12 protein-coding genes are annotated in these 12,711 nt (G+C 72.7%); 4 read left to right on the top strand and 8 right to left on the bottom strand.

The annotated features are described in order from the left end of the window. The first annotated feature begins 4 nt into the window (after nt 1–4). Entirely contained in the window at nt 5–523 is a 519-nt protein-coding gene (locus tag FK529_RS00275; RefSeq protein ID WP_146558457.1) for a SecDF P1 head subdomain-containing protein, read from the top strand. A 36-nt stretch (nt 524–559) separates the two neighbouring features. On the opposite strand, the gene FK529_RS00280 is transcribed toward FK529_RS00275, so the two are convergent. Continuing rightward, a complete protein-coding gene (locus FK529_RS00280) occupies nt 560–1,906 on the bottom strand; it encodes a cation:dicarboxylate symporter family transporter (protein ID WP_146558459.1) in 1,347 nt (448 codons plus the stop codon). Between the two features lie 101 nt (nt 1,907–2,007). Here FK529_RS00280 and FK529_RS00285 point away from each other — a divergent pair, with 101 nt between their 5' ends. Next, nucleotides 2,008–3,561, top strand: a complete 1,554-nt coding sequence (locus tag FK529_RS00285) for a sensor histidine kinase (RefSeq protein ID WP_231702854.1) — start codon at nt 2,008–2,010, stop codon at nt 3,559–3,561. Further along, nucleotides 3,558–4,247 (top strand): response regulator, encoded by a 690-nt coding sequence (locus tag FK529_RS00290; RefSeq protein WP_146558463.1) that lies wholly within the window; start codon nt 3,558–3,560, stop codon nt 4,245–4,247. Before FK529_RS00285 ends, FK529_RS00290 begins: the two co-directional genes overlap by 4 nt. Here FK529_RS00290 and FK529_RS00295 read toward each other — a convergent pair whose 3' ends face one another. The 4 genes from FK529_RS00295 to FK529_RS00310 are packed head-to-tail and all read right to left on the bottom strand — an operon-like array spanning nt 4,248 to nt 9,086. Continuing rightward, entirely contained in the window at nt 4,248–5,789 is a 1,542-nt protein-coding gene (locus tag FK529_RS00295) for an ABC transporter substrate-binding protein (protein ID WP_146558465.1), read from the bottom strand. After that, nucleotides 5,786–7,345 carry an ATP-binding cassette domain-containing protein gene (locus FK529_RS00300; protein WP_146558467.1) on the bottom strand — a complete coding sequence of 520 codons (1,560 nt, stop codon included), beginning with the start codon at nt 7,343–7,345 and terminating at the stop codon, nt 5,786–5,788. The genes FK529_RS00295 and FK529_RS00300 overlap by 4 nt, the downstream gene beginning before the upstream one ends. Next, nucleotides 7,342–8,133, bottom strand: coding sequence for an ABC transporter permease (locus FK529_RS00305; protein WP_146558469.1), 792 nt, complete (start codon nt 8,131–8,133; stop codon nt 7,342–7,344). The genes FK529_RS00300 and FK529_RS00305 overlap by 4 nt, the downstream gene beginning before the upstream one ends. Next, nucleotides 8,130–9,086 carry an ABC transporter permease gene (locus tag FK529_RS00310; RefSeq protein WP_146558471.1) on the bottom strand — a complete coding sequence of 319 codons (957 nt, stop codon included), beginning with the start codon at nt 9,084–9,086 and terminating at the stop codon, nt 8,130–8,132. The genes FK529_RS00305 and FK529_RS00310 overlap by 4 nt, the downstream gene beginning before the upstream one ends. 113 nt (nt 9,087–9,199) lie before the next feature. On the opposite strand from FK529_RS00310, the gene dinB reads away from it, so the two are divergent. Further along, complete coding sequence (gene dinB / locus FK529_RS00315; RefSeq protein ID WP_146558474.1) at nt 9,200–10,411, top strand: DNA polymerase IV; 1,212 nt, start codon at nt 9,200–9,202, stop codon at nt 10,409–10,411. Nucleotides 10,412–10,447: 36 nt separating this feature from the next. On the opposite strand, the gene FK529_RS00320 is transcribed toward dinB, so the two are convergent. Genes FK529_RS00320 through purS form a run of 3 tightly spaced genes read right to left on the bottom strand, consistent with a single transcriptional unit; the run spans nt 10,448 to nt 12,632 of the window. Continuing rightward, complete coding sequence (locus FK529_RS00320; protein WP_438947167.1) at nt 10,448–11,722, bottom strand: M18 family aminopeptidase; 1,275 nt, start codon at nt 11,720–11,722, stop codon at nt 10,448–10,450. Next, nucleotides 11,722–12,396: a phosphoribosylformylglycinamidine synthase subunit PurQ gene (gene purQ, locus FK529_RS00325; RefSeq protein WP_146558478.1), complete on the bottom strand. Its 675-nt coding sequence runs from the start codon at nt 12,394–12,396 to the stop codon at nt 11,722–11,724. The genes FK529_RS00320 and purQ overlap by 1 nt, the downstream gene beginning before the upstream one ends. Further along, nucleotides 12,393–12,632 (bottom strand): phosphoribosylformylglycinamidine synthase subunit PurS, encoded by a 240-nt coding sequence (gene purS, locus FK529_RS00330; RefSeq protein WP_146558481.1) that lies wholly within the window; start codon nt 12,630–12,632, stop codon nt 12,393–12,395. Before purS ends, purQ begins: the two co-directional genes overlap by 4 nt. Between the last annotated feature and the right edge of the window lie 79 nt (nt 12,633–12,711).

Here is a 12,711-nt window from a genome sequence, read left to right on the forward strand (position 1 = left end):
CGACATGGGGAGACGAAGCGTACGAGTTCTCGGTGTTGCTGCGATGATCGCCGCGGCGACCGCGACGACCGCATATCAGGGCGTCGCCCACGGCGAGCCGGTCACCGCGCCGCAGGTGCCACAGGTGCGACTGGTGACGAGCGCGGTCCCGACCACCCCGGAACAGTGCCAGAAGGGCGGCCCCGCCGCCACGGAACCCGCCCGGATATGCGACACCGCTGGGCGTTTCCTGTACGCGGTCGCCCCCTCGGTGACCCGTACCCCCGTCAAGCGCGCGAGCGCCTTCCTGCCGCAGAACCAGAATCGCTGGGCGGTCACTCTCGAACTGGCCGATCCCGACGCCAAGGCCGTGGCCGATCTCACCGCTCGCAACGTGGGCAAGCGGATCGCAATCGTCATCGGCGGCCGCGTGGTCTCCGCGCCCACCGTCGCCGACCGGATCACCGGCGGCCGGTTGCTGGTCACCGGCGACTTCGACGAGAAGTCCGCGAAGGACTTGGCACACCGGCTGCAGCCGTCCTGACCGCGAACGGTCGGGACGGCTGCCTGCGGCGATCGGTCAGTGTGCGGCGGTGACCTTCGCCTCCGGGGCGGCGGGGGCCTCGGCTCCGTGATCGTCGACCATCGTCGCCTCGTCGAACGGGTCCTGCTTGTCGAGCACGCGCTGCGTCTGCGCCAGGTCGACGGTCGAGGTCCACTTCCCGATGAGCAGGGTGGCGACCGCGTTGCCGGAGAAGTTGGTCAGCGCGCGGGCCTCGGACATGAACCGGTCGATGCCGACGATCACGCTGACGCCGCCGAGCAGTTCGGGGCGGTGACTCTGCAGGCCGCCGGCGAGCGTCGCGAGGCCGGCACCGGTGACGCCCGCGGCGCCCTTCGAGGCGATCATCATGAACAGTAGGAGCGAGAACTGCTCCGCGTAGCTCAGCGGCGAGCCCATCGCGTCGGCGATGAACAACGAGGCCATGGTCAGGTAGATCGCGGTGCCGTCCAGGTTGAAGGAGTAGCCGGTGGGCACCACGATGCCGACCGTGGTCTTCTCCACGCCCGCGTGCTCCATCTTGGCGATCAGCCGCGGCAGGGCGGACTCGCTGGACGACGTCGCGACGATGAGCAGGTACTCGCGGCCCAGGTAGCGGGCGAGCTTGAACACCGAGAGGCCGGTGACGAAGCGCAGCAGCCCGCCGAGCACGACGAAGACGAACAGCGCGCAGGTGATGTAGAAGGCGAGCATCAACCAGCCGAGCTGGATCACGGCGTCGAAGCCCGTCGCGCCGACGACGGCGGCCATCGCACCGAAGGCACCGACGGGTGCCAGCCACAGGACCATCACCAGAATGCGGAAGACCAGCTTCTGCAGCACGCCGATCGCCCGCACGACGGGCTCGCCGGCGGGGCCCATCGCCTGCAGCGCGAAGCCCACGAGAAGCGCGACGAACAGCGCCTGGAGCACGCTGCCCGCGGTCAGCGCGGAGAACAGCGTCTCCGGGACGATGCCCTGGATGAAGCCCCACGTGCCACCCGCGGCGTGCGCCTGGTCCGCGTACTTCGCGCCGACGGTCGGGTCGGCGTGGATGCCGAGGCCGGTGCCGGGCTTGAGCAGGTTACCCACCACGATCCCGATACCGAGGGCGAACGTCGACATGCCGATGAAGTAGCCCAGCGCCATGCCGCCGATCTTGCCGACGCTGGCCGCGGCCCGCACCGAGCCGATGCCCAGCACGATGGTGCAGAAGATCACCGGGCTGATCATCATCTTGATCAGGCTGACGAAGAGGTCGCCGAGGGGTTTGAGCCCCTTGCCGAACTCGGGGGCCACCAGGCCCACGGTCACGCCTGCCACGACGGCGATGATCACCGCGATGTAGAGCCAGTGCGTCCGGTCACGTTTTCCTTGAGCCGCCACGGCGTCCTCCTCGGTCGATGGGTCTGGAACGAGCCTGGATCGATACTGGAAGAACTGTGATCTGCAGCACAGCTTGTGTTCATTGTGTAAACGTCGTGCGTGTGAGGAACAGAGCACGCAGCGTCGCCGCCCAGTCCTTCCTGGCCCAGGTGGCGATCCTGCTGACCATCGCCGTCGGCGCGTCGTGGCTGGTCGTGGCACAGGCGAGGGACGACGGTGACCGCACGGCCCGGGAGCAGACCCGCGCCGCCGCGGTAGCGCTCGCGGCCTCGCCGTCGACGGTGACGGCGCTCGCCGCCCCCGACGGCTCCGCGGTCGTGCAGCCGGTGGCGCAGCGCATCGGAAAACTCGGCGGCCTCGACTTCGTCGTGGTCATGCGGCCGGACCGCACCCGCCTGAGCCACGCCGATCCCGCGCTGATCGGCGGGAAGTTCACCGGCACCATCGACCGTGCCCTCGCCGGCGAGACCTTCACGGAGACGTTCGCGGGCAGCCTCGGACCGTCGGTCCGCACCGTCACGCCCGTGTACGACGCGTCCGGCACGGTCGTGGGGCTGGTCGCCGCCGGCGTGACCCGCGCCCGGCTGGGCGACCAGGTGCGCGACGCGCTGCCCCGCATCCTGGCGTTCGTCACCGTGGCGCTGCTCCTGCTGGTCGCGCTCTCCGCGCTCGCCCAGCGGCGACTGCGCCGCCAGACGCTCGGGCTGTCCGCGCACGACCTGCGCGGCCTCTACGAGCACCACGACGCGGTGCTGCACACGCTGTCGGAGGGTCTCCTCGTCTTCGACGCCGACGCGCCCGACGGGCCCGCCCGGGTCGTCAACGACGAGGCCCGGCGGCTGCTGGAGCTCGCGGACGGCGACGTGGGGCAGCGCGACCTGCCGCCCTCACTGCGCGGCGCCGCCGACCTGACCGACGAGTTGCACGTGACCGGCAGCCGCGTGCTCCTCGTGAACCGCCGCCCCGTCACCGGCCCGACCGGCCCCCTCGGGACCGTGCTCACCGTGCGCGACCGCACCGAGCTGCAGACCGTCCTCGGCGAGCTCGACACCGCCCGCTCCCTCGCCGACGCGCTGAGCGCGCAGGCCCACGAGCACGCCAACCGGCTGCACGCGGTGGTCACGATGATCGAGCTCGGCGAGGAGGAGGCGGCCGCGGACCTGGCCGTCGCCGACCGCTCCGCCGCGCAGCGGCTCATCGACCGGCTCGCCGGGGATCCCACCCCGTCCGCCGTCGCGCTGCTCGTTGCGAAGACCGCGACCGCGTCCGCGCTCGACGTCGAGCTGACCGTGGCCGAGGGCACCGACCTCGCCCGCGCTCCCTTGCCCGACGTCCAACTGCTCACGCTGCTGGGCAACCTGGTGGACAACGCGATCGACGCCGCCGGGCCGGGCGGCTGGGTGGAGCTCTCGGCGTCGAGCAACGACGGGGACTGGGAGCTGCGGGTCGCCGACAGCGGGCCGGGCATGTCCGCCGACGAGTTCACCCGCGCCCGAACCCGCGGCTACTCGACGAAGGACCGCGGCGCCCGGCTGCACGGCGGCGGGCTCGGGCTCGCCCTGGTCGATCAGGTGGTGCGCCAGGCGGATGGCACGATCGAGGCGCAGCGCGCACCGTCGCGGGTGACGGTGCGCCTGCCGGAGGGAGACCGATGACGACGATCCGGGTGCTGGTGGTCGACGACGAGCCGCAGATCGCTCGAGCGCACGTCGAATACGTCCGGCGCGTAGCCGGATTCGAGGTCGCCGGGATCGCCGGCACGGCGGCCGCCGCGCTGGGCGAGGTCCGCCGGTCCGCCGTCGCCGGCCCGCCCGTCGATCTGGTGCTCGCCGATGTGGGACTGCCGGACCGCAGCGGCCTCGACCTCGCGGCGGACCTCGCGGGCGTGCGGCCGCGCCCCGACGTCATGGTGATCACCTCGGCCCGCGACATGGAGACCGTCCGCGGCGCCATGGCGAGCGGCGCGATCCTCTACCTCATCAAGCCCTTCACGTTCGCCGCCTTCGCGGACCGACTGCGCCGCTACCTCTCGTTCCGCGACGCGCTGGGCGGCGGCGACGTGGGCCAACGCGAGGTGGACGCCGCCTTCGCCGCGCTGCGGGAGGCGCCCGCGGCGACGACCGCGCCGAAGGGGCTGGCACCGTCGACCCTGGAGGCCGTGACCGGCGCGCTGCGGCACGCCGACGGGGCCCTCGGCGCCGCCGACGTGGCCGCGCGCACGGGGATGTCGCGGGTCACCGCCTGGCGGTACCTGGAGCGTCTCGCGGACGACCGGCTGTGCGAGCGGGTCACCGAGTACGGCGGGCGGGGACGGCCGGAAGTTCGCTACCGGTGGCTGTGATCAGCGGATCGTCACGCCGTGCAGGTCGATGTACTTGTAGAGGTTCCAATCCAGGCCCTTGACCCGCGCCGGCGAGACGTACGTGGCGGGCGAGACCACCAGGTCGACGATGAACTGCTGGTCCAGCAGGTACTCGGTGTACTCGCGCAGGACGGCCGGCCGTCCCGGGCCGGCCTCCGCCAGTCGCGCGACGAGCGCGGTGTACTCGGGAGCCGAGAAGCCCGACAGGTTGCCCTTCGGTTTGAAGGGTGCGGCGCCCGCCGCGAGCGTCAGCGGGTCGGACTGGCCGAAGCCGTGCGGGCCCACCCACAATTGGTGCTGACCGGACTTGAGGAAGGGCGAGAAGGCCGCCTGCTCGCGGGGATCGAGGTCCACCTCCACCCCGGCCTCCACGAGATCGTTCTGCACGATCGCGGCGATCGCCGGCGCCGCCGCCAGACCGGTCGGGTAGCTCAGGGTCAGACGACGGGGGCCGCCCGCCTCGGCGAGCAGGGCCCGCGCCCGGGCGGGATCCTTCCGGTAGTGCGCCGCGGCCGCGGCATCGTATCCGGGTGAGGTGGCCGCCCACGGGGCCGAGCTCGGCTGGGCCGCGCCGGCGAACACCTCCTTCGCGATCCGATCCCGATCGACGGCGTACGAGATCGCCTGCCGCACGCGCTTGTCCGCCAGCGCCGGCGACGCGACGTTGGCACCCACGTAGTACGCGGCGTCATCGACGTCGCCGGTCGTGACCCGGTACAGCGACTCGTCCCGGAACTGCCGCAGCGCGCGGGGCGCAGCGTCGAGGACGAGATCCGACTGGCCGGCGCGAATGGACGTGAGCAATGCGCCCGAATCCCTGACCACTCGCAGGACGACGCCGTCGAGGCGCGCCGGCCCCCGCCAGTAGTCGTCGAAACGGCGGAACCGCGCGGTCGCCGCGACCTCGCGGCCGTCGAACCGGAACGGCCCCGTGCCCACGAATTCCGTGCCGGCGCGCAGGCCCGCGGCAGAGTTCTCGTCCACCAGCAACATGAATTCGAGCAGGTCGAAGATGTTGGGAACGGGCGCGGCGAAGCGGAGTACCGCGGTGAGCGGGTCCGGGGTTTCGACGGCGGTCACCGCCTTGGCGGCCGCCTGCAGCTGCGATCCCGCCGCATCGGACGCGTACACCGAGACCGCGTACGCGACGTCCTTCGAGGTGAGGGCACGACCGGAGTGGAAGCGGACGTCGTCCCGCAGGCGCAGGGTCATGCTCAGCCCGTCGGGCGCGGCCTCCCAGGATCGGGCCACCGCCGGCGTCGGCGTCCGGGTGCGGCGGTCGTAGCGGATCAGCGTGTCCCACACCAACAGCCCGATCGCCATCGTCGTGACGGACTGGCTGTAGATCGACTTCGGATCGATGTCAGCGAGAGAGCCGAGGACCAGGGTGCCGCCGACGGTTCCCGGCGCGGTGTTCGCCTCCCGCGCCTGCTGCACGGCGGACGTGCATCCGGAGAGCACCCCGGCCGCCCCGATTCCCAGCGCCCCCAACAGAACCGAACGCCTCGTCACTCCGCTCATCGGATCCCCTTCCGTCGGGACCGCTGCTCCACCGGGTCCGGGACCGGGACGGCGGCGACGAGGTCGCGCGCGTACTCGGATCGCGGCGCCGCCAGCACGGCCCGCGCCGGCCCCTCCTCGACCACACGGCCCTGGCGCAGGACCACCGCGCGGTCCGCCACCTCGCCCACCACCGCCAGGTCGTGGGTGACGAAGACCGCGGCGAACCCGAACTCCGCATGCAGCTCCCGGAACAAGTCGAGTACGCCCGCCTGCACGGAAACGTCCAGGGCGCTCGTCGGCTCATCCGCGACGAGGAGTTCCGGCGCCGACGCCAGGGCCCGCGCGAAGGCGACCCGCTGCCGCTGCCCGCCGCTCAGCTCGGAGGGACGGCGCCGCAGAACGTCGCTGGGCAGGCGCACCGCGTCGATCAGGTCGGCGGCGCGCTCCCGCAGGATCCGGTCGTCGCGTTCGCCCGCGATGTACAGCGGCTCCACCACGATCCGACCGATGTCCCACCGCGGATCGAGCGAGGCGTACGGGTCCTGGTGGATCAGCGCGCGCCGCGTCGCGCGCACGTCGACGACTCCCGCATCGATCGGCTGGAGCCCGAGCAGGACCCTGCCCAGCGTCGTCTTCCCGGAGCCCGATTCACCGACGAGACCCACCACCTCACCGCGCCCCACGACGAGATCCACCCCGTCCAGGGCGGCGGTGCCGGCGAACAGGACGCGAATCCCCTCGACGCGCACCACCGGCTCCGGCGACTCGGGGTCCGACGGGGCGGGGTCCGACGGCGCGGCGGGCAGGCGCGGAACGGCGGCGAGCAGGTCCCGGGTGTACCCCGCCTGCGGATTCGCGAACAACTCGTCGACCGGCGCACTCTCGACGGTCTCGCCCTGGCGCACGACGGTCACGGTGTCGGCGAGGTCGGCCACGACACCCAGATTGTGCGAGATGAGCAGCACCGCAAGCCCCTTCCGGTCGCGCAGGTCGCGGAGCAGCGTCAGGATCTGCGCCTGGACGGTGACGTCGAGGGCCGTCGTCGGTTCGTCGGCGATGAGGAGCGCCGGCTCGGCGGCGAGGGCGAGCGCGATGACCACGCGCTGCTTCTGCCCGCCGGAGAGCTGGTGGGGGTACCAGTCCGCGCGGGTGTCGGGATCGGGAATCCCCACGTCGGCCAGGAGTTCGACCGCGCGGCGCCGGCCGTCGGCGCGCGACACCCGCTTGTGGGCGCGGAGCACCTGGTGGATCTGCCGCCAGATCCGTTGCGACGGATTGAGCGCCGACTGCGGTTCCTGGAAGACCAACGCTGCGCGCGTCCCTCGCAACTCTCTGAGCTCGTTCTCGGGCCGGCCGATCACCTGCTCGTCGCCGAGCTCGATGCTGCCGGTGGCCGTCAACCCCTGCGGCAGGAGTCCGAGGATCGCGAGGCCGGTGAGCGTCTTTCCCGAACCCGATTCGCCGACCAGCGCCGTGACGGAGCCCGCGGCGACGGTCAGGTCCAGGCCGTCGACGAGCACCCGGCCGTCGGGGCGGGTGATGGTCAGACCGGTGATGGTCAGCGGCGCGGTCATCGGCGGGCCCCCGCGAATCCTCGGGCGATGAGCAGCAGGGCGAGCGACAGGGCGACGATCGCGACCAGCGGGCCCCACGCGTACGCCGCGTTGGCATCCCAGTTGTTCACCGCTCCCGCCAGCACCGAGCCCAGGGACGGCGTGGGCGGCCGCACCCCGACGCCGACGAAGCTCAGGGCGGACTCGACGAAGACGCCCAGGGAGAGCGCGAGCGCCACCTGCACGGCGAGCGGCTCGAGCGCGTTGGGCAGCACGTGCTTGGTGAGGACGGTGCGCGGCGACGCGCCGGCGACCCGGGCCGCCTCGGCGTAGGCGGTTCCGCGCAGACGCAGGATCTCGGCGCGGGTCAGCCGGAGGAAGACCGGGGCCTCGGCGACGGCGATCGCGAGCACGACGGTGACGATGCCCGGTCCGCGCAGCGCCGTGAGCAGGATCGCGAGGATCAGCGCGGGGAAGGCGAGCACGACGTCGGAGACGCGCGCGAGGGTGGTGTCGACCACCCGGTGGGTGGTGCTGGCGACGCCCAGCCCGACGCCGACCACCGCCGCGATCAGGACGGCACTGAAGGTGACGAACAGGCTGGTCCGGATTCCGTACAGCACGCGGCTGAGGACGTCCCGGTTGAGGTCGTCGGTGCCCAGGGGGTGCCCGCCGCCCGGTGGCAGGAGATTCGCTCCGGGGATCTGCCGGAGCGGGTCCTCGGGCGCCAGGAGCGGAGCGGCGACGCCGAGCACGACGAGCACCGCCAGCAGGGCGAAGCCGACGACGAGCGTGCGCGGCGCCTTCACACCGGCCTCCTGGTGGGGTCGAGCAGGCGGTACGCGGCATCGGTGAGGAGAGCGATCACGATGAACACGGTGACCGCCAGGAGCAGGACCGCCTGCACCACCGGATAGTCGCGCGCCGCGATGCCCTGTCCGAGGAGTTGTCCGAGACCCGGCCAGGCGAAGATCGCCTCGACCAGCACCGCCGAGCCGAGCAACTGACCGGCCTGGATGCCGAACACCGTGACGACCGCGGGAAGGGCGTTGCGGGCCGCGCCCCGCACCAGAATCCGGCCCGCCGGTACACCGGCGGCGCGCGCAGTCAGGACGTACGGCCGCGCCCACTCGGTGCGCAGCGCCTCGGAGAAGAACCGGGTGAGGGTCGAGGCCACCGGTATCGCGAGGCAGAGGGCGGGGAGCAGCAGATACTGGAGCGTGATCCCGAGGTCGTCGGTGTAACCGCGCGGCGGGGTGCCTCCCGCGGGCAGCAGCGGCCACACGACCGCGAAGAACTCGACGAGCAGGACGCCGGTCACGAACGGCGGCACTGCGATCCCGATCACCTCGAAACCGGCGATCGCCGAACGCACCCAGGCCGCGCGCGAGGCGACTGCGGCGAACGAGAGCACCGCGGCGATCACGACCGCGATCACCAGGGCGGTGATTCCCAGGACGACGGTGTTGCGCAGACCGTCGGCGAGGAGCGTATCGATCCGGCCCCCGATCACGTAGGAGCGGCCGAGGTCGCCGGTGAGCGCCCCGCCCAGCCACTGCAGGTACTGCACCACCAGCGGCCGGTCGAGGCCCAGCTCGTGCCGGAGCGCTTCCAGGGTCGCGGGCGAGGCGTCCGCACCGGCGAGCGCCACCGCGGGGTCACCGGGAACCGCGTGCAGCACGGCGAAGATGACCAGGGAGGCCAGGAGCAGGGTGGGCGCAGCGACCCCCACGCGTCCGGCCGCCGCCGCCACCCATCCCATCGGCCCAGTAAACACCGCGGCTGCGTGACGCGCGAGCGTTCGGGTCGAGCTGATCGGAACTTCGGCGACCGGGGGTGCGCTTGCGTGTCGGACCCCGGCGGCATACTGCCGTCATGAGCATGGACGCGCGGGCCGGGGCGTCGATCCTGCATGCCGATCTCGACTCGTTCTACGCCTCGGTCGAGCAGCGCGATCACCCGTGGCTGCGCGGCCGGCCCGTCCTCGTGGGCTCGGGCGTCGTGCTCGCCGCGAGTTACGAGGCGAAGGCGAAGGGCGTCCGCTCCCCCATGCCGCACCGCGAGGCCCTGGCCCTGGCCCCGTTCGCGATCACCCAGCCGCCCCGGTTCGATGCGTACATGGAGGCCAGCCGTCGGGTCTTCGAGATCTTCCGGGACACCACGCCACTGGTGGAGGGCCTGTCGGTCGACGAGGCCTTCCTCGACGTGGGCGGCCTGCGCGCCATCCGCGGCACCCCGGTGCGGATCGCCGAGCGCCTGCGCGAGCGGGTGCGCACGGAGGTCGGGCTGCCGATCACCGTCGGCGTCGCCCGCAGCAAGTTCCTCGCCAAGGTCGCCAGCGCCGTCGGCAAGCCGGACGGCCTCCTGGAGGTCCCGCCGGGAACCGAGCTGCAGTTCCTGCACCCGCTGCCGGTGCGGCGTCTGTGGGGCGTCGGCCCGAAGACCGAGGCCCGGCTGCACGAGGTGGGGGTCCGCACCGTCGGGCAGATCGCGGAGCTGGGCGAGCACCGCCTGGCCGCGTTCCTCGGGCGGGGCACCGCGCGGCACCTGTACGCCCTGTCGATGGCGCACGACCCGCGCCGCGTCGACACCGGCCGCAGGCGCAGATCGATCGGGGCACAGCGGGCGCTGGGACGACGCCCGAAGTCCGAGGCCGAGATCGAGGGCACCGCGCTCGCGATCGTGGATCGCCTGGGCGAGCGCCTGCGGGCGGCCGGGCGCGTCACGCGCACCGTCGAGCTACGGCTGCGGTTCGACGACTTCACGTCCGTGACACGATCGCGCTCGCTGCACGAGCCGACCGACCGGACGGAGGCCGTTCTCGCCACCGCGCGGGCGCTGCTCGACGAGGCGATGCCGCTGGTGCGCGAGCGCGGCTGCACGCTGATCGGGCTCTCCCTCGCGAACTTGGAAGGCCACGGCGCGGTGCAGCTGGCGCTGCCCTTCGACGGCGGCGAGCACGACGCCGACCTGGACCTCGCGATGGACTCGCTGCGGACCCGGTACGGGCGCGCCGCGGTGACCCGCGGCTCGCTGCTGCACCGTCCGCTCGGACCGGATGCGCCCATGCTCACCGAGCAGGACTGAGCGGGCCCGGCCACCGCGGAACCGCCGCGCGGCGGGTCAGGCGGGCGCGAGGAAGGCGGCGAGGGCCGCGGAGTAGTAGCCGATGTCGGCGGCGCCCATGAGCTCGCGGGCGCTGTGCATCGCGAGCTGCGGCGCGCCCACGTCGACCGTGGTCAGGCCCGTGCGGGCGGCGGTGATCGGGCCGATCGTCGATCCGCAGGGCAGGTCGGCGCGGTGCACGTACCGCTGCAGGGGCACGCCGGCCTGCTCGGCGGCGAGGGCGAACAGCGCCTCGCCGTCGGAGTCCGAGGCGTAGCGCAGGTTCTGGTTCACCTTGAGCACCGGGCCGCCGTTGACCGCGATGTGGTGCGCGGGCTCGTGCCGGTCGGGGTAGTTCGGGTGCGTCGCGTGCGCCATGTCGCCGGACGCCACCGCGGACAGGCTCAGTGTGCGCAGGAAGTCCTCGCGGCTGAGGCCGTGCGACAGGCCGATCCGCTCCAGCACTGTGATGAGGAAGTCGGACGCGGCGCCACGATCCGAGCCCGAGCCGACTTCCTCATGGTCGAACAGCGCCAGCACGGGCACGATCCCGTCGACCGGCGCGACCGCCAGCAACGCCTCGGTGCCCGCGTAGCAGGTGCCCTGGTTGTCGAGCCGGGGGGCGGAGACGAGCGCACCGCCGGCCCCGACGGTCCGCGACGGCGCCAGGTCGTGCGTCATCAGCTCGAAGCCGAGCACGTCGTCGGCGGCGTACCCCTCCGAGGCCGCGACCCGGGCCAGGAAGCCGCCAGCGCCGGCGGCGCCCCAGATCGCGTGCAGGTGGCGCTGCGGATCGAGCTCGACGCCCTTGCGGTTCTCCGAGAGGTGGATCGCCAGCTGGGGCACGCGCAACAGCGGCTCGTCGATGCGCACGAGCGTGTGCACGACCCCGCCGCCCTCGCGCACCGCGATCCGCCCGGACACCCCGAGGTCGCGGTCGAGCCAGGAGTTGAGCCACGCCCCGCCGTAGGGCTCGAGGAGCACCTGCGCCAGCCCGGCGGACTCCGCATCGTGGTGCTGCTTGACCCGCAGGTTGGGGCTGTCGGTGTGGCCGCCGACGATGCGGAACGCGGGAAGCTCCCCGTGCTCGCAGTGCGACGAGTCGAAGGCGATGATCGAGCCGCCGCGCACCACGAAGTACCTGCCCGGCCCCGGCCACACGTCGTGCTCGACGAGCTCGGTGTACCCGGCCTCGCCGAGCCGGCGGGCCACCGTCTGGCAGACGTGGAACGGCGACGGCGAGGCGTCGACGAAGGCGCACAGCCCGTCCGCGGAAGCCCGGTGCGGAGCGATCACGCCGACAACACCGCGTCCAGCGCGGAGTAGAAGATGCCCAGGCCGTCGTCCGACGGGCCCGTGAGCGCCTCGGTGGCGTGCTCGGGGTGCGGCATGAGGCCGACGACGCGGCCGTCGGCCGAGGCGATGCCCGCGATGCCGCGCATCGAGCCGTTCGGGTTGCCGGCGGCGTAGCGGAAGGCCACGCGGCCCTCGCCCTCGAGCTCGTCGAGGGTGTGTTCGTCGGCGACGTACCGGCCCTCGCCCGATTTGAGCGGCACCAGGATCTCGGCGCCCGGCTCGTACCGGGACGTCCACGCGGTGTTGGTGGCCTCGACGCGCAGCCACTCGTCGCGGCAGATGAAGTGCAGGCCCTCGTTCCGGGTCAGCGCGCCGGGCAGCAGGCCCGCCTCGCACAGGATCTGGAAACCGTTGCAGATGCCGAGCACCGGCATGCCCTTGCCCGCGGCCTCGACGACCTCGGTCATCACGGGGGCGAGGGAGGCGATGGCGCCGGCGCGCAGGTAGTCGCCGTAGGAGAAGCCGCCGGGGACGACGACGGCGTCGACGCCCTGCAGGTCGTGGTCCTTGTGCCAGAGCGAGACGGCCTCGCCGCCCGCCCGCCGCACCGCGCGCGCCGCGTCGACGTCGTCGAGCGTGCCGGGGAAGGTGATGACGCCGACGCGCGTCATGCGTCGACCCGCGTGACGGTGAAGTCCTCGATCACGGTGTTGGTGAGCACGTCGGCGGCGATCTTCTCGAGCTGCTCGTCACTGAGGTCACCGTCGATCTCGAGCTCGAAGCGCTTGCCCTGCCGCACATCCGCGACACCGGCGAAGCCGAGGCGGTCGAGCGCGCCCACGATCGCCTTCCCCTGGGGGTCCAGGATCTCGGCCTTCGGCATCACGTCCACCACAATCCGCGCCACGTTGCGGCTCCCTCTCGAAATCGACCGCGCGCTCGGGTGTCGATCGCGCTTCACGCCCGAGTTTACCGGCGCATACTGG

Origin of the sequence: Tsukamurella asaccharolytica (assembly GCF_007858435.1) — a bacterium.
Lineage (GTDB): Bacteria > Actinomycetota > Actinomycetes > Mycobacteriales > Mycobacteriaceae > Tsukamurella > Tsukamurella asaccharolytica.

Bases quoted from the DNA above. Each gene is read 5' to 3' on its own strand.
- FK529_RS00275 (WP_146558457.1), top strand. From the start codon at position 5: ATGGGGAGACGAAGCGTACGAGTTCTCGGTGTTGCTGCGATGATCGCC.
- FK529_RS00290 (WP_146558463.1), top strand. From the start codon at position 3,558: ATGACGACGATCCGGGTGCTGGTGGTCGACGACGAGCCGCAGATCGCT.
- FK529_RS00295 (WP_146558465.1), bottom strand. From the start codon at position 5,789: ATGAGCGGAGTGACGAGGCGTTCGGTTCTGTTGGGGGCGCTGGGAATC.
- FK529_RS00300 (WP_146558467.1), bottom strand. From the start codon at position 7,345: ATGACCGCGCCGCTGACCATCACCGGTCTGACCATCACCCGCCCCGAC.
- FK529_RS00310 (WP_146558471.1), bottom strand. From the start codon at position 9,086: ATGGGATGGGTGGCGGCGGCGGCCGGACGCGTGGGGGTCGCTGCGCCC.
- dinB (WP_146558474.1), top strand. From the start codon at position 9,200: ATGAGCATGGACGCGCGGGCCGGGGCGTCGATCCTGCATGCCGATCTC.
- purQ (WP_146558478.1), bottom strand. From the start codon at position 12,396: ATGACGCGCGTCGGCGTCATCACCTTCCCCGGCACGCTCGACGACGTC.